Annotated in this window: 24 protein-coding genes; 16 read left to right on the top strand and 8 right to left on the bottom strand. The window is 52.7% G+C overall.

Annotation, left to right across the window (positions count from 1 at the left end):
• Positions 1–424 precede the first annotated feature (424 nt).
• The 6 genes from QZT94_RS05780 to lanKC all read right to left on the bottom strand — a co-directional run bounded on the left by QZT94_RS05780 (position 425) and on the right by lanKC (position 9,351).
• Complete coding sequence (locus QZT94_RS05780; protein WP_296760562.1) at positions 425–2,374, bottom strand: prolyl oligopeptidase family serine peptidase; 1,950 nt, start codon at positions 2,372–2,374, stop codon at positions 425–427.
• Complete coding sequence (locus QZT94_RS05775; RefSeq protein ID WP_143236765.1) at positions 2,355–3,146, bottom strand: ABC transporter ATP-binding protein; 792 nt, start codon at positions 3,144–3,146, stop codon at positions 2,355–2,357. The genes QZT94_RS05780 and QZT94_RS05775 overlap by 20 nt, the downstream gene beginning before the upstream one ends.
• A gap of 27 nt (positions 3,147–3,173) precedes the next feature.
• Positions 3,174–4,565: an FtsX-like permease family protein gene (locus QZT94_RS05770; RefSeq protein WP_296760565.1), complete on the bottom strand. Its 1,392-nt coding sequence runs from the start codon at positions 4,563–4,565 to the stop codon at positions 3,174–3,176.
• 83 nt (positions 4,566–4,648) lie between these two features.
• Positions 4,649–6,415, bottom strand: a complete 1,767-nt coding sequence (locus QZT94_RS05765) for an ABC transporter ATP-binding protein (RefSeq protein WP_296760567.1) — start codon at positions 6,413–6,415, stop codon at positions 4,649–4,651.
• Positions 6,416–6,547: 132 nt separating this feature from the next.
• Positions 6,548–6,673, bottom strand: a complete 126-nt coding sequence (locus QZT94_RS05760) for a hypothetical protein (protein ID WP_296760568.1) — start codon at positions 6,671–6,673, stop codon at positions 6,548–6,550.
• Between the two features lie 8 nt (positions 6,674–6,681).
• Positions 6,682–9,351, bottom strand: a complete 2,670-nt coding sequence (lanKC, locus tag QZT94_RS05755) for a class III lanthionine synthetase LanKC (RefSeq protein WP_296760570.1) — start codon at positions 9,349–9,351, stop codon at positions 6,682–6,684.
• A gap of 1,204 nt (positions 9,352–10,555) precedes the next feature.
• Here lanKC and QZT94_RS05750 point away from each other — a divergent pair.
• The 6 genes from QZT94_RS05750 (at position 10,556) to QZT94_RS05725 (ending at position 15,568) form a co-directional block, all read left to right on the top strand.
• Complete coding sequence (locus QZT94_RS05750; protein WP_296760572.1) at positions 10,556–11,152, top strand: sigma factor-like helix-turn-helix DNA-binding protein; 597 nt, start codon at positions 10,556–10,558, stop codon at positions 11,150–11,152.
• Between the two features lie 5 nt (positions 11,153–11,157).
• The gene (locus QZT94_RS05745) at positions 11,158–11,403 is read left to right on the top strand and encodes a hypothetical protein (protein WP_296760574.1); all 246 of its coding nucleotides are present in this window, start codon (positions 11,158–11,160) and stop codon (positions 11,401–11,403) included.
• Positions 11,400–11,810 carry a hypothetical protein gene (locus QZT94_RS05740; RefSeq protein WP_296760576.1) on the top strand — a complete coding sequence of 137 codons (411 nt, stop codon included), beginning with the start codon at positions 11,400–11,402 and terminating at the stop codon, positions 11,808–11,810. The genes QZT94_RS05745 and QZT94_RS05740 overlap by 4 nt, the downstream gene beginning before the upstream one ends.
• Positions 11,800–12,960 carry a DUF2800 domain-containing protein gene (locus QZT94_RS05735; RefSeq protein ID WP_363928437.1) on the top strand — a complete coding sequence of 387 codons (1,161 nt, stop codon included), beginning with the start codon at positions 11,800–11,802 and terminating at the stop codon, positions 12,958–12,960. The genes QZT94_RS05740 and QZT94_RS05735 overlap by 11 nt, the downstream gene beginning before the upstream one ends.
• Before the next feature lie 6 nt (positions 12,961–12,966).
• Positions 12,967–13,521: a DUF2815 family protein gene (locus QZT94_RS05730; RefSeq protein ID WP_296773271.1), complete on the top strand. Its 555-nt coding sequence runs from the start codon at positions 12,967–12,969 to the stop codon at positions 13,519–13,521.
• A gap of 76 nt (positions 13,522–13,597) precedes the next feature.
• Positions 13,598–15,568 (top strand): DNA polymerase, encoded by a 1,971-nt coding sequence (locus QZT94_RS05725; RefSeq protein WP_296773269.1) that lies wholly within the window; start codon positions 13,598–13,600, stop codon positions 15,566–15,568.
• Here the strand turns inward: QZT94_RS05725 and QZT94_RS05720 are convergent.
• Positions 15,565–16,482 (bottom strand): Abi family protein, encoded by a 918-nt coding sequence (locus QZT94_RS05720; protein ID WP_296762852.1) that lies wholly within the window; start codon positions 16,480–16,482, stop codon positions 15,565–15,567. The two genes, QZT94_RS05725 and QZT94_RS05720, sit on opposite strands and share 4 nt — an antisense overlap.
• 330 nt (positions 16,483–16,812) lie before the next feature.
• On the opposite strand from QZT94_RS05720, the gene QZT94_RS05715 reads away from it, so the two are divergent.
• The 8 genes from QZT94_RS05715 (at position 16,813) to QZT94_RS05680 (ending at position 23,839) form a co-directional block, all read left to right on the top strand.
• Positions 16,813–17,577 (top strand): phage antirepressor KilAC domain-containing protein, encoded by a 765-nt coding sequence (locus QZT94_RS05715; RefSeq protein WP_296762850.1) that lies wholly within the window; start codon positions 16,813–16,815, stop codon positions 17,575–17,577.
• Complete coding sequence (locus QZT94_RS05710) at positions 17,574–18,011, top strand: DUF4406 domain-containing protein (protein ID WP_296762848.1); 438 nt, start codon at positions 17,574–17,576, stop codon at positions 18,009–18,011. The genes QZT94_RS05715 and QZT94_RS05710 overlap by 4 nt, the downstream gene beginning before the upstream one ends.
• Entirely contained in the window at positions 18,008–20,266 is a 2,259-nt protein-coding gene (locus QZT94_RS05705) for a phage/plasmid primase, P4 family (RefSeq protein ID WP_296762846.1), read from the top strand. The genes QZT94_RS05710 and QZT94_RS05705 overlap by 4 nt, the downstream gene beginning before the upstream one ends.
• Before the next feature lie 127 nt (positions 20,267–20,393).
• Complete coding sequence (locus tag QZT94_RS05700; RefSeq protein WP_296762844.1) at positions 20,394–20,672, top strand: VRR-NUC domain-containing protein; 279 nt, start codon at positions 20,394–20,396, stop codon at positions 20,670–20,672.
• Positions 20,653–22,011: a DEAD/DEAH box helicase gene (locus tag QZT94_RS05695; RefSeq protein ID WP_296762842.1), complete on the top strand. Its 1,359-nt coding sequence runs from the start codon at positions 20,653–20,655 to the stop codon at positions 22,009–22,011. Before QZT94_RS05700 ends, QZT94_RS05695 begins: the two co-directional genes overlap by 20 nt.
• A gap of 9 nt (positions 22,012–22,020) precedes the next feature.
• Complete coding sequence (locus tag QZT94_RS05690; protein ID WP_296762840.1) at positions 22,021–22,485, top strand: hypothetical protein; 465 nt, start codon at positions 22,021–22,023, stop codon at positions 22,483–22,485.
• A gap of 160 nt (positions 22,486–22,645) precedes the next feature.
• Positions 22,646–23,023 (top strand): HNH endonuclease signature motif containing protein, encoded by a 378-nt coding sequence (locus tag QZT94_RS05685; RefSeq protein ID WP_296773267.1) that lies wholly within the window; start codon positions 22,646–22,648, stop codon positions 23,021–23,023.
• Between the two features lie 243 nt (positions 23,024–23,266).
• On the top strand, positions 23,267–23,839 hold the full coding sequence (locus tag QZT94_RS05680; RefSeq protein ID WP_296773265.1) for a P27 family phage terminase small subunit: 573 nt from the start codon (positions 23,267–23,269) through the stop codon (positions 23,837–23,839).
• Positions 23,840–23,863: 24 nt separating this feature from the next.
• On the opposite strand, the gene QZT94_RS05675 is transcribed toward QZT94_RS05680, so the two are convergent.
• The gene (locus QZT94_RS05675; protein WP_296773264.1) at positions 23,864–24,133 is read right to left on the bottom strand and encodes a hypothetical protein; all 270 of its coding nucleotides are present in this window, start codon (positions 24,131–24,133) and stop codon (positions 23,864–23,866) included.
• A gap of 50 nt (positions 24,134–24,183) precedes the next feature.
• Between QZT94_RS05675 and metK the strand changes: the two genes are divergently transcribed.
• Together metK and QZT94_RS05665 are read left to right on the top strand one after the other, a co-directional pair.
• Positions 24,184–25,374 (top strand): methionine adenosyltransferase, encoded by a 1,191-nt coding sequence (metK, locus tag QZT94_RS05670; RefSeq protein WP_296762831.1) that lies wholly within the window; start codon positions 24,184–24,186, stop codon positions 25,372–25,374.
• A partial coding sequence (locus QZT94_RS05665; RefSeq protein WP_296762829.1) for a ParB N-terminal domain-containing protein occupies positions 25,346–25,906 on the top strand: 561 nt, incomplete at its 3' end. The genes metK and QZT94_RS05665, both read left to right, overlap by 29 nt.

Here is a 25,906-nt window from a genome sequence, read left to right as displayed (position 1 = left end):
TTCTGAGCGAGGTTGTCCCGCCCAGAGCCCTCGATTAAACGGTTTCACTGGCGTATCACCGCGATCCTGTCGTCCGTGCTGTCGTGGCTGAGGGGGGCGCCCGGCGGGTTGCGTTGGTGTGTTCGGAGTCAGGGGGTCTACATCTCCAAGAAAACATGAACATACCTGGGTCTACCGCAAGTACAAGTGACATTCTTATACAAACTAGGGCCTCGCCGCCCTGACCGCTGTTTCAGACTCTATTAGTGTGCCGTCACTGCAGTGTTCTTGTTGTTGTGGCGGAGCACGGCAGTAATGGACCCTCCACAGCTGTTCCACCTCTTGATGTTTAGCACGCCGACACTGTAGTGGGAGGCGATACAACGATACGACCGACTTAACATCATTTCCAGCAGGTATCAGCGCAGTCTGGCAGGCATGTCTATTAGGGCAGGCATTTTGTGATCCATTCGAGGATGCGTATTTGAGAAGACGTTGCTCCAGACCACGTGCCGGCATGATCGGCACCCGGGCGGATTTCCAACTCTATGTGCGATCCAGTTTCGCGCATACGGTCAACCCATTCTAAAGCATGTCGGTTATTGACTTTGTTATCCAGTTCATTGAGAGCTAAAAAGGCGTCTGGCATCCTAACGGGAGGAACGTTTTCAAGCGGCGAGTAGCCCGCAATATACTTCCTAATATTGAGATCAGAAATGGGGTTACCGTACTCTTTCCAATCAGTAATAGTCAGCGGTTCATCGGGGTCCATGAGAGCACGAAGCGGCGAGACGAACGGAGCGACCAGTATGAGACTATCGAAAAGATCAGGCGACATATTCGCGGCTGCTGCTACCAACAACCCCCCGGCACTAGCCCCTAGCGCAAACAATTTATAGTCTGGGTTTAGACTAGTTCCGTTGGTCTTAATATATTCACAGACATCAAGAAAATCCCCGATAGAGTCAAGTTTATGCAACCTCGTTCCCTGTTGGTGCCACTGAACACCAAATTCTCCGCCGCCTCGAACGTGCGCGAGTGCGATATCAACGCCGCGTTCAAGCATCATTGCGTACAGTGGATTGAAGCTACGGGGTAATGACCGTCCATAGGCTCCGTAACCGACAACTAGGCAACCCTTTGCCGGCTGCATACTAGCGTTCGACGAGGCCATTGTTAACCCTGCGGACGAGTTGCCATCCAAGCGACTTAGAGTGCGAACGACGCCGTATCTACTCTCCTTCATTTTTGGTAGTACATCAAAAAGATAGGAGGATGGAGATTGGCGATTACACAATCTTCTGTTGAGGGGGATTCGCAACAGCTCCGGTGGTGCGACTAAGCTCGAAATAGCTATATCGACATAAGGCTGCCACCAGTCCATCGGGCGCATTAGCGCTGAATTCACATGCGATGGCAGGTGAAGAGTCGATCGAACCTCCAAAGTTATTCCACCATTACCGCAGTATGTGTAAGAAAAGACAACTACATCTACAGAAAGCCCATCGGGGAGGAAGGCGACAAGGCTTTCTTTTCCTAGGTAAACCGAGGTCGCACACGTCAAAGACCGGTTCGCTTCTCCGTTAAATGAGCACCTTACCCCTATGGCACGTCCGTCGTTGAGCCTAAAACTACTCAGGTAGCCCCCAGAGGCCGCACCACTGTGCTCGATGAGAAATGCGAAGTCTATCCCTTCGCACTCTAAATGCTCGAATGTATAATGTTTGGAAGCTAATCCTGTCGCAACTTCGATGCCGGAGTGTATCTGGGTAGTATCGAGATCAATGAGAGTAAACACGCGACGCGAGCTAGATGTATGTATTACTTTCAGAAATCTTTGTGATGTGGTGCGGCTTACGCTGAGGTTGTCGCCGCTATGTCCGGCAAAAAGACATATTGGATGCTGCGCTTTACGGCTATCAGCTATAATGGCCCACAGTGATTTAGAATGATGTGACGAGGAGGGGCAGGTGAAGTAAATTCCTTCACCGTTTTTCGACAGATATATTCGGTCTAGCATCCATCCGCGAAGAGATTTGCTGAAAACTATGCGCTGAGACTTAGCCTCACGAACATCAAGTCGAATTATATCGTCAGATGGTGAACGTGTAGCCGAACAGGTATAGTTGCCGTCCCTTGAAATATCTTGACTTATGACTTCTGAGTATTCCGTTTGATTATGGTGAAACACAGGATGTGCAGAGGGGCGCAACCGCTGCATGTTGTGCTCATCAAGATCCCAGTCGTCCGGATCGCTGATCGGAACGCGCATTAAGAGACCAGTGGCGCTATCCGAGTAGTACCACCATTCTCCGTGTCTCGCCCATTTGGTTTGTGCCGCCGTATTAGTGAGGGCAGCAAGATTCTCGAACTGGCTAATCAGAGTTGGCTTCATGGGGGCTGTTCCCGTTGTTCAGCATGTTGAGGGTCTCAAAGACCTCACGGGGTGAAGGATGTTCCAATATGCTGTTAACGCGGCCGTCGTAGAGCACCAACACCCGATCTGACTGTGCCGCGAGTTCAATGTCATGTGTCACGATCACCACTGTGGAGCCCGCACGAGCTGCTTCTCGAAGGAGATTGGCAATGACTTTGCTGGCTTGAGAATCGAGTGCGCCAGTGGGTTCATCTGCAAAAACAATTTTCGATTGATTGAAAAGAATACGAGCAACTGCAACACGTTGCTGTTCGCCCCCTGAGAGGGTCTGCGGTTTCGCGTTGATTTGATTCGATAGGCCGAGTTTATTTAGCAGTGCTTTCGCGGCAGCGGGATCAGCGTCAGCGCCCGACAACTGGGCAGGTAACATCACATTCTCAATCGACGTCAAAGACTGAATGAGGTTGTAATCTTGGAAGACGAAACCGACGTTATCGCGCCTCAGCCGCGAGATATCTGGAAGGCTTAGCTGGGTAATATCGACACCGCAAAGCTCAACTTTGCCATCATCGCACGACTCAAGTCCGGAAAGACAGTACAGTAAGGTACTCTTACCACTACCTGAGGGTCCCACAACAGAAACCAACTCGCCGTCACACGCCTGGAAGGACACATCCTGAAGAACCTGCCTTGTTAGCCCCTCACGCCCTGGGACGACATAACTCTTATTGAGACTCTGACAACACACCCGAGCCGTTGTTTCTCGTGTCATGATTTCATCACCTTTCATCTCGCGATCTAAATTACCCGCGATCCCCTACTTGATATCTCCCGACTGAACATAATCAAGCCTGCGATGTGTAGACAATGAGCTCACTAAGAAAATTCCCAGTCCAAGCAGCGCTAATACGAACGGAGTCAGACTAGGCCATATGAAACTTGCGTCAGGAATCGGGCCGTATCGGACAGCGAGATAGAAACCCAATCCGTTGACGAAATACACCATGAGCGAAATCAGCAATGCAGTCCCTACAAGCATGACTGACTCAAAAACCAATTTAGAATAAAGTTGCCTTTTGGTTGCCCCTAGGACGAACAGCATACTTGCGTCCCTGCGCTTCTTAGCGCCGGTGGCAATGGCGATTCCTCCGGCATTTATCAAAGAAATGAGAACCGGAAGACCGAGGAGCTGCACAAGACCACCGATGTCGATTCCCTTTCCAGCAAAGGCAACACCAAACGCTCTCGCCGCATCCTGTGCCTGCCCAACATAACCAAAGACTCCGGTTACCAGGACAAGGGAGACTGTCAACGGAATGACAAGAGCAGTTGAAATCTCTAAGTCATGTTCGGACTGGCGGCTGGCCAAAAACCAAGACTTTGACCACCGTTTGGGCACAACTGCCGTCCACACACGCAGGAAGCGACCGACAAAATACTTGCCTACTGAACCCACAAGCACAGCATATGCCAACGCCGTTCCCAAATAAATAAAAGTAGTCTTCTGCGTTATATCGGTAATACTGCTGTGGGGTGACGTGCGATTCGCCAAGAAGAGAAGATATCCAATAAGGCACAGCGCAAGTCCTCCGACTAACCAACTGCCCCAGCTAAATCGCCGCACCGCCACAGAATCAGATTTCAGCACCAATACAGGTCGGACATTCGCAGCTTGCCGACCTGCCTTCATGCCACCCAAAACCGCAGTGACGCTAAGGGCAAAGACAACAATAGGAAACACCGCAAGCGGCGGAACACCTAGCGTCAGCGCATAAGGCATATCCGCAGCGTGTAACACAAGTCTCCAGATGGGCCAAAGCCCGAAAGCGCCAGCTGCGCCGACAAGTGTACCCACCGCAGTAGCAATCGAAATCTCAACCAGCGCAACGATCTTAGCCTGCTGCTCACTAACCCCAGCAAGTCGCCAGACGACAATATCCCTGCGCTGTAGCGTGACTGCAACTCGTGAACTGGATGAGATCGCAAATACCGAAACCAGGATTAACAGCACAATACCGGTAGAACCGGATTCAACGTAAGCCTGTCCGATCTGACCATCAAACCCGCTCCCTCGGACCAGGCTGCCGATGTAAAATGACACGCCCATGGCGGTAAAGGCTGATGTAAACGCGAGTGCTATCCAGGGAGCGAGATCTTTGGCTAGTTCTTTGCGAGCAAGTCGAACAAGGGGCCAATCTGTGCTCCGCATTTTCCGAAAACATAGACGAGTATGCACGCTAAACCCCACTCCCCCCGTTGATATACATCAATATACCCGCAATTCCTATCAAACTAACCACCCACCTGAGTCAATTGTCGGTAGAGGGAGCAACGGCTGCGGACGGCCTCAAGCGATCCTGAGTCCACCAGTCGCCCCTTGTCGAAAACAATGACATTATCCGCTGCTTCAATCAGCGCGGGTCGATGAGCGATCATAAGTACCGTTTTATTCATTACGTAACCTTTAAGAAAGGAGGCTATCTTTTTCTGAGCAATCTCGTCGACGTTGGACGTCGACTCATCAAGTAGCAATATATCTTTATCGGAAAGCAGCGTGCGAGCCAATGCAAGCCGCTGCCTTTCGCCTCCGCTTAACAAAACGCCATGCTCGCCGACATACGCATCTATGTCGCGGCCAAGATCATCTGCCAGATGATCCAGTCCAACTACTTCGAGTGCTCTCGCACATTCCTCTCGTGTTACCTCGGAAAGTCCGAGACAGAGGTTGTCCTGAACAGTGCCAGATAGAAGGGGTGCATTTTGCTCGACGTACGCAAAATGCGATCGAACTTCTTCTATTGTCATTGAAGTTAATGGCTGACCCATTATGTAGATCTGCCCATACCTTAAGGGATAGAAGCATTCCAAAAGGGAAAAAACGGTACTCTTGCCAGCTCCGGATGGGCCGATAATCGCTGTGATCTTGTTCCGCGCTACGTCAAGGCTGACTCCGTTTAGTGCCCAGGAAATCTCGGAGTTGCGAGGTCTTTCTGCACCATCAGCGACTGCATCGTAAGTAAAACTCACGCCCCGCATAGATATCACGGCGTCAGGATTCTCTATTGAGTCTGTTGCTTGGAGTTTTGTGCATGTTTGTCTTGCTGTCTCGCGAGGTATTTCTTCAATGCAGGATAGCCTTTGATAGGCGCCCGCAGCCCGAAATAAACTTGTCAATGTCGGGCCTATAGAGGCGACAGGCATGAACATCATCATCATATAAAGGAGGAAAGTCACTAGCGCCGAGGCGGTAAGAGAGCCATTCCCAACCAAAATCCCGCCCGCGCCCAACACCGCTAATAACGAGATCTGCAAGACTGACGAAGAAGTCGGTACGATTACCGCTTCTCGGCGCGAGAGTCGTTTTCCTAGCTCAAAAGCAGTATCAATTGAGTGATCTACGCCATAGCGTTCGCTCTCGACTGCGCCACTAGCCCGAAGCGTGCGGATAGCTTCAAGAATTCGCAGTATCCGATTAGCTAGCGAACCTATTGATTCCTGCATTTCCGAAGAAATATTCCGCATGCCTTTACTGAGTAAAGCCATGATTGTCACAGTGACTATCAGAACTAGGATCGTTACTATAGTCAGGGTCGGACTAAGACACACCATAGCAATGCAGCATCCAACAACAATTAGTAGATTTCCTAGAATTTCAACTACACCACTCGTGAAACCGGATCGAAGTGCTGCCGTATCGCTAGTAACCCGCGATATGAGGTCCCCGAGTGGGCGTTTTTCATATTCACTGATTTCAAGCTGAGTGAGCTGTTGAACGGCTTTCTTTCGGATCGCCTTAATAATCTCTTCGGCTGAAATTAAGACAATATAGGCCTCAACTGCATTTAAAATACCAATACCAAGGATTAATGCAGCAATAAAGGCGATATGTGCTGCGGTGGGTTCTGACTTTACAACACGATCAAAAACAATATTTAATAAGAGAGGCAAGGCAATGCTGGCGCACGCAGTGACAAGAGAGAAGAGACTTGCGATGAAAAGCCTGTAGCGCCACCCTCTGGTGATTCGCCACAGATCCAATAGTCTTACTTCGCTGCGCATGCGTGCGGTATCCTCTAGTGTTCGGACAGATTGTTAGGATTCCTATTCGTTGATCTAGCTCCACGTGTGAACTTGGTGGTCGAGCAGGTGGCTTCACCCACTCGACCACCAAGTCCCTAGTGTGCGTATTGTTTACGGTCCGCACCAGACGAGGCTAATTCCCGAGAATCCACTGCATGCGGAGATAGAGGCACCACTCCAGCGGGTATCTTCGTCCTCCACGACAGTATCAGCTTGCAATTCGACTACACTGCGCATTTCCCCATTCACCTCCTTTCTACCTTCAGATTGACATTACCGCAAAAGAGTTTCGATGCGTCGACTACTGGAAGAATGTTCCAGGGAGAGGTTTCCATGCAACTTAAGGTACATAGGACACCCGCACCCCCAGTTCCGTAGTCATCAGAAAGCCTCAAGAGATAATCCCCCGCAAAATGCAAATTTCCATCTACCTCGAAAGCAGAGTCAGAAAGCAGTTTTACGTGCTCCTCTATAAGCGAGCTATTATCAAATCCTATTTCCTGTAAGGCGATTAGGGCCGCAATAATACCAGTTCGACCACGATAAAGACCAGGCATAAGGTATAGCTCGCTCGAACAGGCACGAATTGCTCCCTTGATGACATTGTCTTCTATCTGGTTACGCGCTTCAGGGTTCGCGGCGCAGAGAGCAGAAAGCGCATAGACAATGCCGGCGGTTCCCCACCCAAGATATGGTAGATTACGGTTTTTCTCCGCATCCCATACCCCAAGGGCACCATCTCGATCAATCCTACATTGAGCGAGGTCTCTACGTATCGCGGCTAATGCAAGCTGGTAATACTCGGATGGGTTATCGCTGACCTTCGCAAGAGCGGTCCATAAAAGTGAAACCCCTGACCAGCCAGCTAAAAGCCCCGGCTTATTCACCGATGTAGGCGCCACAACGGAATGATCGCGTGGGTCCGCGCGGCCGACAATCAGGTCAGAAACTCTCCTAGCCATAGAGACGTAGGCTTCGGTATTATCGTGCAGCCCCAGCGAAAGCATGCTAATACCCACACCTGCCAGGCCTTTTGATAGGTTTATGCTCTTCAAACGCGCAGCATTAGGAGCCAGGTTAGCCCAGATAATTTGAGCATGATCGTTGGCACCACCCTCGGTAAGGAACCCCGCAATCCCGGCAAGACCATTAAACAGTCCGAGATCATGGCCGACTGATCGCATTGCTGCGAGGGTCGTATCAGCAAGCCACTGAACGTCCTCTTTTGGAGGAGCATAGCCGCTTCTTTTTAACGCCCAGAGAACCCCGCTAGCACCGCTTGTAACATTAAGCGAACCCCACGTGTCTTCGAATATTTTTATGTTGCCAGGGAAAATAGTGCCCGGTATGCAATGGCGAGCGCTCAAAATCCCTTCAGCAATTCTATTGCGAGTTAGGGATAAATCAAGGAATGCTTTGGTAGAGTTCGCTGGCGTAAGCTGTATTGGTCGCGGCGGATTATCTGGTGTAAGTTCCACACCTTTACCACTAGCACTTCCACTACGCTCTGCTATGTAATCTATATAGCGCGACACCTCCTCTCCGAAGTTCCGTCTGACATTCTCCAACAAAACTTGCCAATAGGCAGGCGAAAGGGTCGCGTGTACGTATCTAGAATCGAATAAGCTCGCTAAAACTCTGGAGACAGAGTACCAATCTCCCTCCAGAGCGCCGCAGCCCTCAGGGGCCGAAAATGACAATGCGTTGAAGGTCGCCTTATCACAGGAGGTCTGGTCACGAAGATCCTCAAAGTCGATAAAAACGACATTTCCATCGGGCTTGACGAGAATATTTCCGGGATGAATGTCGCCTATAACCACTCCTTTTGAGTGGATTATTTCAACGGCTCTTACTATCTGTTTAGAAAGAGCGAATGCCATCTCCTTGTAAGCCAGTTTGGCGTCATCCCCAAGACCGACCGCGTTGAAAGGAAAGCGCTCATTACGCCAAGAGCTTAGAGACTGAGCCTCAACATATTCCAGCTCAGCGTACTGATGCTCCCAGACCGTGAAGGTTCTGATGAGCTTCGGTGCGCATCCTGTTCCTTCAAGAGCGATAAGGGCGCGAACTTCTTGCTCTTGATGAGCAATAGCGTCTCGACCGTTAATATCGAGACCAGCAAATGGTCTTGCTTCCTTGAGAATCGTGGCGCTACTCGAACCTTTTCGGACCGCTTTGTAAACCCCGCCTCCATTGGAAAAATGTAGCGGCTTTAGTTCCTTGTAATCATCTAATTCATTAGTCGTCAGACTCTGGTTATACTGTTCGATCGCCTCCTCTACAACGAGGGGTATCTCAGCATTTTCCGGAATGATAAATCGTGGAACACGCTCGTCCTTAACCAAATAATTATTGACATCTGGAATAGCGGTGACGATCTGATCCTGCTCGTCGGTGATAATTAGTGGCACAAATGCGCCGTACCTAAAAAATATTGGCCCGCCCCGAAAACGCACGTCACTTAAAATATAGGGTCCGGGCCGACCTTGCAATAAGCTGTGGATCTCTTCTACGAAGCGATTGAGCTCACCGTTGTCTGATGGGTAAATGGTGATAAACTTACCACTTGACGCCCTTGACGCTTCCTTCACGTTGGAGCGTAGATGCTCACGGGGTCCAGCAAGGCACTTAAATGCGATCCGATCTGAAAAGCACTTTTCGCTCACTATGCGCAAGGTATCTAAGGCGTTTTCTGGAGTGGCAGATATATGCACCTTCCAGCCGTGCGTACGGAGTTTATGTACTATCGGGAAAAATACGCGCCACCCGTCGGATTCGTAGCTTATCCAATCGGGAGGCAGGCTAGTGAGAGACGATAGCTGGTCATTCTCACTTTGCAGACTCGAAGACGGAGCAGAGAAAAATGGCGACGAGGGGGCACACCAGCGTATGTACCGCTGGACTTCCTGAGCCATGACCTCACCTCACCCTCATTGGCTTTGCCGGTAGCGTCTGGCGCCACCCCCCTGTGGTCTACATTGACCATGATAGCTTGCGGCGATGGCCCCGCGCAAGGTTTGGCTTACCTTACATGTTGGGCAGATCGCTCCGTGAGCGAGGTGCCAGATTCTGCATGACCATCCGTTTAGCTTGTAGCTCTGTTGCCAACATCAGGATTGCTGCTGGCGAAATAGTGGCAGTGACAATCTCCATTGTCCCTGCACCTTGACCTGCACAACGTATGCATTCGATAGCCTTACGGTGGGCTGACATTCTTTACTATGCTGTACATGTACATGCCGCGTGTGCGACACCTTCCCGGGATAAGCAACACTCTCAGACCGGTCGTCGAACCCTAACCCCTGATCCAAGACGAGACGCGTAACCAGCATATTCCCATCCAAGGCTAGAACATCAGGTAGCTCGGCAGGTCTTTGTTGATTGCTATGACCTCAGATTAGCACCAAAACATTGAAGCCGACTCCTAACTACTATAGCGAAAATCCAAAAGATCGTGTCAACAAATGTTCGTTACGAGATGAGTCTAAAACCTAACCGCCAGTAGTCCACTACGTTTAGCGATCCCGCGCTCAACCGCCTCGGATTCAATGAGCTTCGCGGCGGTCAAGCCCCATAAAAGCATCAGTAGATCAACTTTTTTATAAACCTGCTGCTTAACAAGTGCTCTCCTTCTCTGCTTGAGAAAAGCTAGGCCAGTTATACAGCCCAACATCAACTGCAACTTATTTTAACTAGGTTCGTGCAGAAGCAAAGCATGGGAGAACTGCTTTGGTTGTGTTGTCGCGCTTTCGTATGGCGTAGGTGACGTGACAAGATGCTCGTGATGCCTATGGCCGGGTAACTGGTCGATTATTGCTCAAGTAGATAATTGAATATTGGTTTTATTGGTTCGATCCGCAGAACCGCTAGACGGGCATGGATCACGTATTACCTCTTTTTGTGGTGCGTGATCCTGCCCGTCTTTTTGTTTCTACGGACGGGCGGACTCTTGCGGATCCCTATTCCGACAGGAGAACGCCAATGCGAAATCGCAAGACAGGGCAAAGCCCACACAATTCAAGCCCATCACTGACCATCCGCTTCAAGCATGAATCCGACCGTGGTGGTAACAAGTCCGAAACTGAAACCTACATCCTCAACCCGGACGACTTCGCGCTCATGATCGAAAATGATCGCCGCGAACGCGCCCAGCAGGCTGGGAAATCTATCGAGGACATCAAGCCGCGCGATCCACAGGAAATCGTTGATGAACTGTGGAATGCCGAAGAGAAGGTGAATCACGAGTTCCATCGCGGCGACCGAGGACCTGGTGCGAACAAATGCACCTGTGGCGCGGGCTGCGGTGAGCGTCGTGGATGCCGTCTTCCCTCAACTCACCCTTGGTCGCTGGATCAGATGCTCGAAATCGATAGTGATCCTACCACCTCAGGGCACACTCCAGAAGACGCCCTGATTGCCGCAGAGGAGTCTCGCAACCGTGCAGCTGATCTGGCGGCCATGTGGGCAGCTATCGCACAGCTAGGTGACCGGCATCAGCTTGTCGCTGAACTGATGGTTGAGCAGGGCATGAGCCAAGCCGATGTGGCCAGGCATCTGAATCTGTCGCGGGCTCGGGTTTCGCAATTGTTTCGCGAGGTAAAGACCGCAGTGATCGAGGCAGTTGAACAGTCGCGGCTTAACACTCCTGCGGTTCTCGGCAGTGGAGTGAGAGGACCAGCCGATGAGGCAGGTCCCCAACCCAAGAAAGGCAGGTAACGGAGATGACCCAGCACAGGCTCAAGCTCCACATCGCCAAAGATATCCCGACCGATCCGGGAATCGTTGGCACCAAAATCGTAAAAATACGCGAACGAATAGCACGAGTTTTATTTGGCGCTCCGCGCAGGATGATGATCATCGTCCCTGGCGACAGTGTTGACGAGATTAATATTCGTGAAAAACCCGATGACTCTTTGATGGCGTTAGCTGAAGCCGTGGGCGTGGTTAAAGGCGGTGAATCGAAGTGAACATCACGCAAGCAAACAACGTTATTGCTGCTCTTAATCGCGTTGCTGAGCTGGTTACTAGCCTAGCGGCTGATGTGGAATCGGCCGCCTGGAACGGCATCGAAGATCACGTTGGCATGCCAGGTGCGCGTCCTATTGCTGCGGCCCAGCTCGCTCAGCCAGCCCTTGAGGCTGCAGCAGCTGAACATGACCAGGCGCAAGCAGAGAATTCGGCTCAGGTTGAAACTCCAGATTTGGCGCTTTCACTTGAGGATGTACGCGCAGTTCTTTCTGATCTTTCCAGTCAAGGACTGACCAAGCAGGTACGTCAGCTGATTTTGGATGCGGGGGCTGATCGTCTCTCGGAAGTAGATCCAGCTAATTATGGATGGCTACTTACGCGGGCGAAGGGACTTGCTGATGCCTGACCAACACGCCCTCTTATCAGCTTCTGGGGCGCACCGGTGGCTGAAGTGCCCACCATCAGCCCTAGTGGAGGCGGGCTTGCCGGATTCTACTTCGGCGGCTGCCGAACAAGGCACCATCGCTCACGCGCTTGCAGAGTGGAAACTACGCCGCGCCCTACACCTTTCACCAACCATGAAACCGGAGTCCACCTGGATTGATAGTGAAATGGAAGCTCACACCGACGATTATCTTGCTTTCGTCCAAGAGCGCCTGCGTGAGGCGCGCAAGACGTGCAAGGATCCGGTTGCGCTCATCGAGCAACGCCTGGATTACTCGCATCTCGTTCCTGGCGGATTTGGTACCGGGGACTGCGTGATTATTGCCGAGCCTTTGTTGCAGATTATTGATTTCAAGTACGGGCAAGGCGTACTGGTTGAGGCCGAGAACAATCCGCAGCTCGCACTGTACGCCCTCGGCGCGCTTCATGCTTTCGACGCTCTTTATGAGATCAGCGAGGTTGCGGTGACAATTTTCCAACCCAGACGATCCAACGTAGCGACCTGGCATGTCAGCGTGGCAGATCTTCAAACCTGGGCTGAAGAGGTTGTGCGACCGACAGCGAAGCTGGCTACGAAAGGCGAAGGCTCTTTTGCCGCAGGTAGCTGGTGTCGTTTCTGCAAAATAGCCCCTACCTGCCGCACGAGAGCAGAAAAGAATCTGGAGCTAGCCAAACTCGAGTTCGCTCCCCCACCCCAACTCTCCGATGCAGAGATTGCCCAGGTACTCGCGAAACTACCTGAGCTAAAGAAATGGGCATCCGATGTAGAGTCCTACGCACTGTCCCTTGCGGTCAATCAAGGCAAGACCTGGGCCGGTTTCAAACTCGTCGAAGGCCGCTCGATCCGTAAATATCTGGACGAAACAAAAGTCGTGGAGACAGCCCAGGCTGCCGGGATTAACGACATTTTCGAGAAAAAACTCAAAACGATTACAGCGCTGGAGAAACAGCTGGGCAAGAAACGGTTCAGCGAGCTCCTCGGCGAGTTGGTTATCAAGCCACCCGGTAAACCTGCACTGGTACCTGAAACCGATAAACGACCCGCGATACCACTCAGCGCGGCTGAAGAATTTCAAAAAATTGAAACCAAGAAAAATACAGAAAGTAGGTAAATAATCATGTCAGTAAAGAATCCAACTCGAGTCATCACCGGCGAAGTACGTCTTTCGTACGCGAATCTTTTCGAGGCGAAATCCATCCAAGGATCAAAACCGAAATACTCCGTAAGCCTGATCATCCCGAAGTCTGACAAAGTGACGTTGGCGAAGATTGAGGCCGCTATCGACGCAGCCATTGAAGCAGGCACAGCCAAGTTCGGGGGTAAACGTCCTAATAAGGCTGCGCTGAAGTTACCGTTGCGGGACGGGGATACAGAACGCGATGACGAAGCCTACGCGAACTCGATGTTTGTCAACGCTAACTCCACTACCCCACCTCAAGTGGTAGACGAGTCGCTCGCCCCAATCTTGGATCGATCCCAGGTCTACTCCGGGTGCTACGGCCGCGCGAGTATTACCTTCTATGCCTTCAACACCAATGGCAATAAAGGGATCGCCTGCGGACTGGGGAATGTCCAAAAGCTTAGGGACGGTGAACCGCTCGGTGGCGGACACGTCAGCGCTGAGGAAGACTTCGCTGCGTTTTCCACTGCTAACGAGGACTTCCTTAACTAGCAGGAAAGTACACACCGGTGGTGGGCAGTAACTGTATGGCTGCTGCCCACCACACCTGATTTTGAAGGACTAAACCTTGAAATATCTAAGTATTGATCTGGAAACTTATAGCCCCCTCAATCTCTCCAAGACCGGGGTCTACCCCTATGCTGCCCATCCTGACTTCCAGATCCTCCTGTTCGGCTACGCCATAGACAAGCAGCCAGTGCAGGTGGTTGACCTGGCGAGCGGAGAAAAACTACCCAACGAAATACTTGCTGCTCTGGTGGATCCTGGCGTGGTTAAGTGGGCGTTCAACGCATCCTTCGAACGCATCTGCCTATCCGCCTGGCTACACCGCCACCATCCAGAACTATTACCTCAAGGCAGTTTCCTAGATCCTACTCAGTGGCGCTGCTCCATGATCTGGGCTGCATATCTTGGGATGCCAATGAGCCTAGACCAAGTAGCAAAAGTACTGAATTTACCAGTAAAGAAAGATGCAGCTGGTAAGAAACTAATCAAGCAGTTCTGCACCCCAGCCGCCCCAAACCTGATCCACAAGGGCGCGCGCCGTAATCTACCGTCCTCGGATCCGGGAGGCTGGAAAGCATTGATCAAATATAACCGCCACGACGTGAAAGTCGAACAAGCCATCCACACCCGCCTGGCAAAGTTTCCCGTACCGGATGAGGAGTGGGAAGCCTATACCTTGGATCAGCGCATTAACGATGCTGGGATCAAGCTCGATGCGACCCTTGTGGATGCCGCCGTTACCCTCGATGAAAAACACCGCGAGACAACTCTGTCTCGAGCACAAGAAATCACGGGTTTAGATAATCCGAATAGCCCGATACAGCTTAAAGACTGGCTGGCTAATAACGGTTGCCCTCTCGACTCGCTTACGAAAACTGAGGTCGCAACCGCCCTCGAGGACGCTACCGGAATAGTTAAAGAAATACTTCAGCTGCGCGGAGATCTCGCAAAATCTTCCGTCAAGAAGTACCACGCCATGCAAAGCGTCTCTGGGGCGGACAAGCGAGCGCGCGGACTCCTACAGTTTTATGGAGCAGGACGTACCGGACGTTTTGCAGGCAGGTTAGTTCAAGTGCAGAATCTACCTCGCAATTATCTGCCTGATCTCGACCAGGCACGCACCCTAGTCAAAGACGGAAATCTTGAAGCCGTGGAGCTGCTCTATGATTCGGTACCAGACACGCTCTCTCAGCTAATCCGCACCGCTTTCATACCCACCTCGGGTAACCGTTTTATTATCGCTGACTACAGCGCTATTGAAGCCCGCGTGATTGCCTGGCTAGCAGGTGAAAAATCCACCCTCAAGGCTTTCCGTGACGGCAAAGATCTATATTGCGAGACTGCTAGTCGCATGTTCAAAGTTCCAGTTGAAAAACACGGTGCAAACAGCGAACTACGACAAAAAGGCAAAATAGCGGTACTGGCTTGCGGATACGGCGGCTCCGTCGGCGCGCTCAAAGCAATGGGCGCGTTGCGCATGGGACTGGCCGAGGACGAGCTCAAACCCATCGTGGACGCTTGGCGAGCAGCTAACCCCCAGATCGTCTGGCTATGGCAAGAAGTAGAAGACGCAGCCATCCAATCCATCACCACTAGACAGCCTGTTCGGCTGCGCAACCTCACCTTTACGCTTGAGTCAGGAATCCTGTTCATCACCTTGCCGTCCGGTAGAAGGTTGGCGTATGTGAAACCAGGTTTGGGTCAAAACCGGTTCGGTGGCACTGCCATCACCTACTGGGGAATCAGCACCGGCCGCAAGTGGGGACGCCTGGAGACCTATGGCGGCAAGCTTGTTGAGAATATCGTTCAAGCCATAGCCCGCGACCTACTCGTTAACGGTATGAAAAACGTTGCTGAAGCCGGCCACCAGATCGTGATGCACGTTCACGACGAAATCGTCATCGACGAACCCACAGATTCTGGTTTCACCGTTGATGATGCGTGCGAGTTAATGTCCACGCTCCCAGCATGGGCGGAAGGCCTACCACTGGACGCGGACGGTTACGAGTGCGGCTACTACCGCAAGGACTAGGGAACCCAGAGCGCTAGTTCTTGCCAGTTCTTGGGAGCTCCAGTGCGAGAGAGTGGAACAATGGGATTGTGTGGATAGGTGTTGAACAACCGTGTTAATCGGTCAGCTTGGGACAAGCCCAGTTGATGATGTAAATACTGGATCATCGAGAGTTGACCGAATACGCGGTTCATTCTGTTAGCCACCGGAGTCAGCTTTGGATCGTTATTCAGTTTGGGCTTGATGTCGTAGACGCGGTTGAACATTCTCGCGTGGTGAGCCGCGTAGTTACGCAGGATATTTAAGGATTTCAGCCATGACTCTAGCTGGGGTCCAGTGAGCCCACACGGCTCGGCAATCCGTTTACGCACAATATTGGGAGACATGCCATACAGGTAGGACAACATTCCCCAATCCATGACTTCAACGGCTGCCCAGATCGGCAAAGTCCCTCCATATTTGGAATTATGATGGGCAACGAAATCCTCCTTCGACGCTTTCAGCGCCGATTGATACTTTCCTATCCACACCTCGTGCACAGTGCGCTCACCCTTGCCTCGCTGACTTGCGCGAGCTCCTAAACGCTGCGGATCCAAATAGATCAGCGGATCAAGGCGACCTAGTTCGTGACCAAGCCTGGTTCGAATTGCCAATTCCACACGGTCGAGCTCAATGAATGCGCTGTGGCGCAATCGTTCGTCGAACTCGTACAGCGCCACCACCAAATCGAATGACGCTCCGTCAACAAATTCATCTTGGGCGATACCATTTTGCGGGGAAAACCGGCGCATCGGATACCAATATCCGGATAAACGGTAGTAATTTAGCTGCGCTAACAACTTCTCGGCGTGTTCTGAGTTATCAATTTGCATCCCACGCTGGCCAAGCAATTCGACCTGCTCCTTGTAGGTCTTGAACAGTTTCATCTGTTCCACGCGCTCACCTTTGTCTAAAGCGAAGACCGGCCCTGGACTCCCACCGAAGCGGGCAGCGGAACCGGTCATGTTGTCTATAAGGCTACCGCGTCGGCGCCGCTGAAGCAAGAGAGATTGATAGTTCTTCCACACAGAGCACCCGACAAGTTCTTCTATGACCCGTCCGGATTAGGTGGTGCTCGAGGGCGTATGTGCGAGAGCCCTACAAGCTCAGTGACCACAAACCCGCTTAGGGGGTTAACTCCTTGGAGGTTTGTGGCCTACCACTGAGAGCTTCTCGCACCAACCGGTGCATATTCGTCTACCCGGCTCTCAGAACAGGAGCCTGTCATGGGCAACACCATTCAAACCTTTACCAACGATGCCTTCGGAGCTATCCGCACCATCACGGGCGGCGGCCAGACGCTGTTTTGTGGCAAGGATGTCGCCGTCGCGCTCGGCTACTCCAACACAAAGGATGCCTTGACACGTCACTGCAAGGGGGTCGGGAAACACTACCCCCTTGAGACCGCTGGCGGAATCCAGCAGGTTCGCTTCATTACCGAAGGTGACCTCTACCGCCTCATCATCTCCTCCAAACTCCCGGCAGCGCTGAAGTTCGAAGCATGGGTGTTCGATGAGGTGTTGCCGACGATTCGCCGCCACGGCATGTACGCATACGACGAACTCCTCGCTGACGATGAATTCCTGGAGCATGCCATCGCCACACTGCGTTCCGAGCGGGCCAAGCGCCTGGCCGCCGAGCAAGCCTTGCTCGAAGCGGCACCGAAAGTCTCGTACTACGACCTCGTGCTGCAGTCTGATTCACTCCTGACGACGACCGCGATTGCGAAGGACTACGGGCTGAGCGCGAAGAAGCTCAACCGGATCCTGCGCGAGGAAGGCATTCAGTTCCGCCAGTCGGGTCGCTGGTTCCTCTACGCGAAGTATGCCGAGCAAGGATACACCCAGTCCAAGACTCACGAATACGGCGAAGGTCAGACCCGCACCCACATGTACTGGACCCAGAAAGGCCGCCTCTTCATTTACGACCTTTTGAAGAACCAGCTCGGCATCCTCCCGGTCATTGAGCGTGAAGGTCAGGTGCAAGCATGACCGTCGCGACTCTTGATATTGGGTTTTCGAAGAAGAACACCGAAGGCTATCTGGATCTGACGAGCTACCACGCGCTCAAAAAGCTGCAGCGTGAACAGTTCGGCTACCGGCCGCTCGTTTATATCTGCTCACCCTACTCAGGCGACACGGAAGCGAACGTGGAGCTCGCCCGCCAATTCTGTGGGCTCGCAGTGAGCGCGGGCAAAATCCCATTCGCCCCACACCTGCTGTTCCCCCAGTTCATGGATGACACCGACCCTGATCAGCGTGAGTTGGCGATGTTCTTCAACCGTGTGCTGCTCGCCAAGTGCGAAGCCCTCTGGGCATATGTCGGACACGTCAGCCCTGGTATGCGCCTAGAGATCGGGTGGGCACGCGACCTCGACCTGCCCATCAAATACTTCGATTCTGATTTCAAGGAGGTCACCCCATGACCACGCCGATGACTTTGTTCACCGCCACCATGGCAGGCGTTCAGAACAACAACCACTACCCGAACCCACATCAGGTCATTGACGCGGCATCCCTAAGCGTGGTGGCTGGCTTTGATCATGTCGCAGCCACCTACAAAGGTAATCATCGCTCTAGCGCGAACTTCCTGGTTTCGGATTGCGTGGTAATGGATATCGACAACGACCACACCGAAAACCCCGACGAATGGGTCACGCCCGAATCGTTGACTGAGGTGATGGCAGGGGTTGAGTTTATGACCGCAACCTCCCGCAACCATATGAGAATCAAGGGCGGCGAGTCGGCTAGGCCGCGATTGCACGTCTACTACCCAATAAACAAGATCAGCGACGCTAGCGAGTATGCAGGGCTGAAGAAACGCCTGGCTGCTCGTTTTGATTTCTTTGACCATAACGCGCTGGACGCTGGCAGGTTCATCTACGGAAACCCCACCGCCGAAGTTGATTTTTTCGAGGGTGAACAGCTACTGGATGAATGGATCGCGGCAGCTGATGAGCAGGACATGTTTGCTGCCTTTGATGCCTCCACGATTGCTATCGGGGAGGGCTCTCGTAATGCCACGCTTTCTCGCTTCGCGGGCAGGGTCCTCGTCCGCTACGGCGACACTGCCCAGGCACGGGAGTTATTTGATCGGAAAGCTACGCTTTGTGACCCGCCATTACCAGATGCAGAGTTGGGCCTGATTTGGGATAGCGCGTGTAAGTTCGCTGCCAAGGTTGCCGCCGAGCCGGGTTATGTGCCGCCGGAGGTTTATGAGCAGCTGACGAGTCTGCGCCCTGATGATTTTACCGATGTTGGTCAGGCGACGATTCTTGCTGGTGAGTATGCTGACCGGATTTGTTATTCGCCTGCTACCGCGTGGATGGCCTACGACAAGGGTGTGTGGGAGGAAAACGAGCCTAAAGCCCAGCATGTTGTCCAAGAACTCACCTCCCGGCAGATAGAACAAGCCCAAAAAGAACTGGATACAGCCACCCAGCAAGCAAGCCGGCTGGGAGTGACAGCAATGCTGGTAGCGATGAGCAAGGCCAAAGCCCTATCTGCATTCACCCGGGAGCAATCCCAGGTTTACCAGGAAATGATGGCAGCGCAAGAATGGTTAAAGTTCATATACAAGTGCCGCTCAGATCGCACAATCTTGGCGGTCATGCGCCAAGCACGCCCGTTAGCGTTGATTAACCCGCAGGTGCTCGATGCCGACCCTTATCTGCTCAACACCCCAAGCGCCACCTTTGATTTACGTGATACTTCCCGGCACGAACACAGCCCTGCTGACATGTTGACTAAACAAACCGCCCTTGACCCATCCGATGAGGGGATGCAGATATGGCTAGACAGCCTCGCCGTCACTTTCGGAGCAGATAAGGAGTTGATTGGGTATGTGCAAAGGGTGTGCGGGCTAGCAGCAATCGGCAAGGTCCTCATCGAAGCCCTGATTATCGCCTACGGGGATGGAAACAACGGCAAATCCACGTTCTGGAATACCATCGCCCGCGTGTTGGGCTCTTACGCGGAGACTATCTCCTCTGAGGTGCTGATCGCTGGTAAGAAAAATAACGCCAAACACGAGATGGCAGAAACCAGGGCTAGACGCTTGTTGATTGCTGGCGAAAATGATGAGGGCGTGCGCCTGTCTACTTCCTCAACCAAACAGTTGGCTTCGACTGACAAGATCGCTGCGGAGAAGAAATACAAAGACCCCTTCTCCTTCACCCCTTCCCACACCTTGGTTTTGTACACGAACCATCTACCGCGAGTGGGAGCTATGGATACCGGTATTTGGCGCAGATTAATTGTGATTCCATTCGAGCAAACCATCACCGCGAGTGTGGACATCAAAAATTATGCTGACCATCTATACGTCAAAGCTGGCGGAGCGGTGCTGGCGTGGATTATGGAAGGTGCTCGCTTAATCCACTCTGAGAACTACCACCTGGCTCCACCTAAACAAGTCGTTGCCGCATCGGAGGCGTACCGGGCTGCTAACGACTGGTTCGCTCACTTCCTTGAGGACTGCTGCCAGGTAGGTCAAGGACTATCAGAGCAGTCCAAGGATCTCTACGACGCGTACCGGTCTTGGGCAATAGGGCGGGGCGAGTATGTGCGCTCCACTAGCGATTTTTATGCTGCCGTCGATAAAGACGGATATAAGCGGAGACGAACAGCTCGGGCACGATTCGTAGACGGGCTGGCCTTGATCAGCGAATTCGACCTGTAAGTGGCCAATAGTGACAGTCGTGTCAGTCGTTACTAGCCCTTTCTATAAGGGAATAAAAAATACAGTCCTATATAGGGTTTTAGGGACAGACCGACACGAGTGTCACAGATCTTATGAAAGACGTGACATGAAAGAAAAACACCTAGAAAACGAACTGAAGAAATCAGTCGAAAGCATCGGCGGGATCTGCTGGAAACTCGTGTGCCCCGGCGTCACTGGTGTGCCAGATCGGATCTGTCTGAAGAGCGGCCGAGTTGTTTTCGCTGAAGTAAAAGCACCAGGGGCCAAACCTAGGCCAATCCAGAATCGTCGTATCAAGCAGCTGCAGCATCAAGGCTTCCAAGTATTCGTGGTAGACAGCGTGGATGGGATTGCGGAGGTGGCAAATGCGTTACAAGCCGCATAACTACCAAACCCAGGCAACGGGTTTCATCATCAACCATGACGAAGCCGCAGTGTTCTTAGGTATGGGTTTAGGAAAAAGCGTCATTGCTCTGACCGCGATCTGGCAGCTTGTCCTCGACTACTTCCTCGTACAGCGAGTGCTAGTAATCGCGCCGCTGCGAGTGGCACGCGATACCTGGCCACAAGAAGCACTCAAGTGGGATCACCTCCAGGGATTATCACTGGCGGTAGCCGTCGGTAGCAAATCCGAGCGTCTGGAGGCGTTAGCTAAATCTGCAATGGTGACGGTGATCAACCGAGAAAACATCCCCTGGCTGGTTGCCCACTACGGCCCGTCCTGGCCTTTCGACATGGTCGTCATTGACGAACTCTCCAGCTTCAAAAACCACCGTGCCAAACGCTTCACCACGCTGGTGAAGATGCGACCCTATGTAAGCCGCTGGGTTGGGTTAACCGGAACCCCAGCCTCTAATGGCTTGATGGATCTATGGGCACAGTTCCGGCTCCTAGATGGCGGCACCAGACTAGGGCGCTATATCACCCGGTTTAGGGATCGCTGGTTCCTACCTGATAAACGCGGCGGCATGCAAGTGTTTACCTATAAACCGCGAGCAGGTGCTGAAGATGAGATCTATGAGGCCATCTCGGACATGACCTTGTCGATGCGCACCAGTGACCACCTCACTTTGCCTGAGCTGACGCTAACAACCACGAAGGTAAAACTCGCCGATCAAGAGCGGGCAGTATATGAGCGTCTAGAGCAGGATTTAGTGATTGAGCTAGACGGGCAAGTAGTGGATGCGGCTAACGCGGCAGTCCTATCTGGAAAACTCCTACAACTGGCAAGCGGGGCTATCTACGACGAAAACGGAGATGTCATTGCTGTTCATGACGCGAAGCTGGATGCACTCGAAGATTTGGTTGAGGCGGCGAACGGGCAAAACCTCCTCGTTGCCTACTGGTACAAACACGACCTGGAACGCATCATCGAGCGCTTCCCGCAAGCCCGAATCCTAAAGACCGCTGAGGATATAGCAGCTTGGAACAACGGAGAGATCAATCTCGGTTTGATTCACCCGGCCTGTGCCGGCCATGGCCTGAATCTACAAGCAGGCGGACACCTACTCATCTGGTTCTCCCTGACCTGGAGTCTGGAGCTGTATCAACAAACCAACGCCCGGCTTTACCGGCAAGGCCAAACCCAGCCGGTAACGATCACTCACCTGGTCGCTGAAAAAACCCTCGATGAAGCAGTACTTACAGCCCTAGACGCCAAGAACCTCACCCAGACTGCCTTGATCGAGGCAATCAAAACACAACTGGCAAACCACTCTAGATAAGGAGAAATCATGATGCATGTGATGACGAAATACTTAGATACCCGCAAGGCAGCAATCAGCGCCCTAGAGGACTACCCACTGATGGAACAAGCAGCCAGCCAAGACACGCAAGCTGAGGCAAACCAGCTACGCGAAGACCTCGCCAGCCCCACTAGCCCCAAAATCACTGGCATGCCCCGCTCACGCGACCCCCACACTGGTGAACGCCGCATAACTGCCACCCTCGACAAGATTGATCTGCTCGCCGCCCGCAGCCAACAAGCCCAAGAGTACCTGGACTGGTTCCTGCCCGCCTGGCAAGCACTCAACACCGATGACCAGTTCGTGTTGGAAAACTTCTTCCTCGGCCAAGGCAATCAAGACGAACGAGTCCAAATGATCGGTGACCACTTCTATATTGAACGAGACAGTGTCTACCGGCGAAAGAACCGAGCATTAGATCGCCTGGCAGTAGCACTATATGGCAGACGCTAACTTGCACCCATGCGTTAGCAAGTATCCGAACCCTGCTATGGAAATCGTTATTTAACCCTGAAATACTGTAGGTGGTTGAAAATATAGGAACGAACCCTCCGGCAAACAGTTATCACTGCCCGGAGGGTTTCGTCTTGGCCAGCAAAGGACGGTGAGGCTGGTGCCAAGAAAACCAAAACATCCCTGCTCTGCGCCTGGCTGTCCAGAACTAACCCGCGAAAGGTTCTGCCAGATCCACGCCAAAAAGGCAGACAAGAACTACCGTAAGTTTCAACGTGACCCGAGAATCAACAAGCGTTACGGTGCGCGCTGGCGCAAGATCCGCGCTGCTTACATCGCGCAGCATCCTTTGTGCGAAGACTGCCTGGACAAAGGACTAACCACCCCAGTTGCCGAAGTCCACCACGTCCTACCCTTAGCCCATGGCGGCAGCCACGACTTTTCTAACCTGCGCAGCCTGTGCAAACCCTGCCACTCCAGGCAGAGCACGTTAGACGGTGACAGATGGAGACAAGCCCTTCAGGTCTACACCTACTAGATTTTTTGAAAATCGCGACATAACCACCGGTACTTCCCCACCCTAAAAGTATTGACCTTGTTGCCACCGGAAGTTACAGGACAAGTCGAGGATTCGGTTAGGGGGTTGGGGCCTCGAATCTCTACAGCCTTGGCGAAGGTCAGCGGGCGGGGCCAACCGTACGCAAAAAGACCGAATCAAACAGGGTATTAACCCGCAAGCCCTCCATCACCGGGCTAACCTCCTGGAAGGAGGCAAGATTTAATGGCGAAAGACGGTACGAACCGTGGTGGGCGCCGCGTGAGGGCTGGCGCGAAACCCGACCCACTCAACGAGAAACTCGCTAAGGGTCTGCCTGCTACTCGCCTGGAAGATCCGCTAGCGAGCCCTTTCGATTTCGAGGGCGCAGATGTTGGCGCGGGCGCGGTGCTTGCTGGTGAAGTGATGCCGGAGCCTTCTGAGTATCTGTCGGAGATTCAGCGCGATGGCAAACCCTTAGGTGCTGATTTGGTGTATCGGGAGACGTGGCGCTGGCTTGATGAGCGTGGCTGCACGAGGTTTGTTTCTAAGCGTCTGATTGAGGCCTACGCCCAGGCATTCGCCCGGTATGTGCAGTGTGAGCAGGCGATCTCCAAGTTTGGTTTGCTCGGCAAGCACCCGACCACGGGGGCTGCTATCGCTTCCCCGTTCGTTGCGATGAGCCAGTCTTTTGGTAAGCAGGCAAATGTGTATTGGTATGAGATGTTTGAGATTCTGCGGGCGAACTGCACTAGGGACTATTCGGGGGCGGCTCCTGGTGATGAGGTTATGGAGCAGTTGTTGAAAGCACGCTCCTAGATGCGTCCTAGTTGTTTACCGGGGTCATTTGGAGCGTTTCGTTGCGCTGAAAGCTGCCCCGAGCGCGATTCCAACTCCGGTGCCGATCGCTAACGCTGAGGCGTTATCGTCCATAATGAACCTAAAGATAATGCCGGTCATCATCCCGGCAATCAGTCCATAGGCCACGGCTTTACCATCGCCGCCGGAAGGCTCCGGTTGATTAGGTTTACTCGTTTCGTCTTTCACGTATTCCATTATCCCACATGATTCGGGTTTTCCTCGTTTTGTTCGCTCCTCATTCTTGGCTGTCATGGTGGGGAGTTTTTTGTTTCTTGTGATTTTTCTACTGAAAGGGCATTCCTATGACTATGGTTCGCAGCGCTGAAGCAGTGTGTATTGGTCACCCCGATAAACTGTGCGATTTAATTGCTGATCAGATTCTGGACGAGATTCTCTACGCTGATCGCAACGCCCGCGTCGCGGTAGAGGTCATGGCTACTGGGCGACGCATTATTGTCACCGGTGAAATCAGCACTAATGCTCGTGTGGACTTGCGTGATTGCGTACGAACTGCACTTACTGCAGCTGGCTATAAGCCGTGGAGATTTTTGGTGTACGTGTGGGTGCGGCGTCAATCTAGCGATATTAACGACGGGGTGACCACATCTTTAGAAGCTCGCCATGGCGATGAGTCCGCTTATTGTCTTCAGGGTGCTGGTGATCAAGGCACGGTCTACGGTTATGCCTGCACTGATACACCACAGCGTTTACCGTTGTCTCTTGTTTTAGCCCACGAGATTTGTAAGCGGCTAGATGCCGCGCGCAAGCAAGGAACCATCACTGGGATCCTTTCGGATGGTAAAGCACAAGTTTCGGTGCGCTACGACGAAGCGAGCAAACCGCTATATATCGAAACCGTTGTAGTTTCCGTCCAGCACGATAAATTCAAGGATTTCGAGGTGTTGCGCCGTGAAATAACTTCACTGATTGTTGGCCCAGCATGCCAGCGGTATCTACCGGTAGATGCGGACACGGTTGTGTTGATCAACCCGTCCGGGCGGTTCGTGGAAGGCGGCCCTAAAGCTGACACTGGACTCACCGGTAGGAAGTTGATGGTTGACACCTATGGCGGGCTGGCCGGACATGGTGGTGGAGCTTTCTGTGGTAAAGATGCTTCTAAGGTTGACCGGTCGGGTGCTTATATGGCGCGGCTGATCGCGAAAACCATGGTGGATGCGGATCTTGCACCCAGGTGCCAGGTGGCGATTAGTTACGCGATCGGGAAAGCCGACCCGGTTGCTTTCAGTGTGGACACGCTCGGCACCGGCCAATACACCGACCAGATTCTCACGGCTGCGGCTCGAGATGTGTTCAATCTTCGTCCAGCAGCAATCATCGACCAGTTTGGGCTGCGAGCACCTGGCTATGTGCGCTATTCGACGTATGGGCATTTCGGGGATTGTACACGCAAGTGGGAAGACACCTGGACTACTAGGCGCGAGCTTATAAAGGCGGTGAAAAACCATGCGCATCAAGCAAATAGCGTTAACTGATCTGACCCCGGCTGACTATAATCCCCGCAAAGACCTGCAACCTGGGGATAAGGACTATGACAAGCTCAAACGCTCCTTGACGGAGTTTGGGTATGTGGAGCCAGTCATCTGGAACAAAACCACCGGAAATATTGTAGGTGGGCATCAGCGTCTGAAAGTACTCGCCGATCTGGGCTATAAAACCGTGGACTGCGTGGTCGTCGAACTCGACGAAACCCGCGAAAAAGCACTCAACATCGCCTTGAACAAGATCAGCGGCGAGTGGGACGAGGACAAGCTCGCCCTGCTGATTGCTGATCTTGACGCTTCGGATTTCGATGCTGAACTGACCGGTTTTGACGACGCCGAAATCGCGCAGCTTATCGGCTCATTGGATGAGGGTGAGGTGGAGGATGATGATTTCGACCTCACCGCCGCACTCGAAGCAGCCGCGTTCGTGGAGCGCGGGGACATCTGGACGCTTGGCCGCCACCGACTCGTGTGCGGCGACGCCACCTCACAAACCGACGTTGAGGCTTTGATGGATGGGAAG

Origin of the sequence: Varibaculum sp., assembly GCF_008661855.1 — a bacterium.
Lineage (GTDB): Bacteria > Actinomycetota > Actinomycetes > Actinomycetales > Actinomycetaceae > Varibaculum > Varibaculum timonense_A.
Note: the sequence above shows the minus strand (reverse complement) of the source record. Positions and strands in the feature narration are given on the sequence as shown.

Excerpts from the sequence above, each read along its gene's own strand:
- QZT94_RS05780 (WP_296760562.1), bottom strand. The coding sequence starts at position 2,374 with ATGAAGCCAACTCTGATTAGCCAGTTCGAGAATCTTGCTGCCCTCACT.
- QZT94_RS05775 (WP_143236765.1), bottom strand. The coding sequence starts at position 3,146 with ATGAAAGGTGATGAAATCATGACACGAGAAACAACGGCTCGGGTGTGT.
- QZT94_RS05770 (WP_296760565.1), bottom strand. The coding sequence starts at position 4,565 with ATGCGGAGCACAGATTGGCCCCTTGTTCGACTTGCTCGCAAAGAACTA.
- QZT94_RS05765 (WP_296760567.1), bottom strand. The coding sequence starts at position 6,415 with ATGCGCAGCGAAGTAAGACTATTGGATCTGTGGCGAATCACCAGAGGG.
- QZT94_RS05760 (WP_296760568.1), bottom strand. The coding sequence starts at position 6,673 with ATGCGCAGTGTAGTCGAATTGCAAGCTGATACTGTCGTGGAGGACGAA.
- lanKC (WP_296760570.1), bottom strand. The coding sequence starts at position 9,351 with ATGGCTCAGGAAGTCCAGCGGTACATACGCTGGTGTGCCCCCTCGTCG.
- QZT94_RS05750 (WP_296760572.1), top strand. The coding sequence starts at position 10,556 with ATGATCGAAAATGATCGCCGCGAACGCGCCCAGCAGGCTGGGAAATCT.
- QZT94_RS05745 (WP_296760574.1), top strand. The coding sequence starts at position 11,158 with ATGACCCAGCACAGGCTCAAGCTCCACATCGCCAAAGATATCCCGACC.
- QZT94_RS05730 (WP_296773271.1), top strand. The coding sequence starts at position 12,967 with ATGTCAGTAAAGAATCCAACTCGAGTCATCACCGGCGAAGTACGTCTT.
- QZT94_RS05715 (WP_296762850.1), top strand. The coding sequence starts at position 16,813 with ATGGGCAACACCATTCAAACCTTTACCAACGATGCCTTCGGAGCTATC.
- QZT94_RS05710 (WP_296762848.1), top strand. The coding sequence starts at position 17,574 with ATGACCGTCGCGACTCTTGATATTGGGTTTTCGAAGAAGAACACCGAA.
- QZT94_RS05705 (WP_296762846.1), top strand. The coding sequence starts at position 18,008 with ATGACCACGCCGATGACTTTGTTCACCGCCACCATGGCAGGCGTTCAG.
- QZT94_RS05700 (WP_296762844.1), top strand. The coding sequence starts at position 20,394 with ATGAAAGAAAAACACCTAGAAAACGAACTGAAGAAATCAGTCGAAAGC.
- QZT94_RS05695 (WP_296762842.1), top strand. The coding sequence starts at position 20,653 with ATGCGTTACAAGCCGCATAACTACCAAACCCAGGCAACGGGTTTCATC.
- QZT94_RS05690 (WP_296762840.1), top strand. The coding sequence starts at position 22,021 with ATGATGCATGTGATGACGAAATACTTAGATACCCGCAAGGCAGCAATC.
- QZT94_RS05680 (WP_296773265.1), top strand. The coding sequence starts at position 23,267 with ATGGCGAAAGACGGTACGAACCGTGGTGGGCGCCGCGTGAGGGCTGGC.
- QZT94_RS05675 (WP_296773264.1), bottom strand. The coding sequence starts at position 24,133 with ATGACAGCCAAGAATGAGGAGCGAACAAAACGAGGAAAACCCGAATCA.
- metK (WP_296762831.1), top strand. The coding sequence starts at position 24,184 with ATGACTATGGTTCGCAGCGCTGAAGCAGTGTGTATTGGTCACCCCGAT.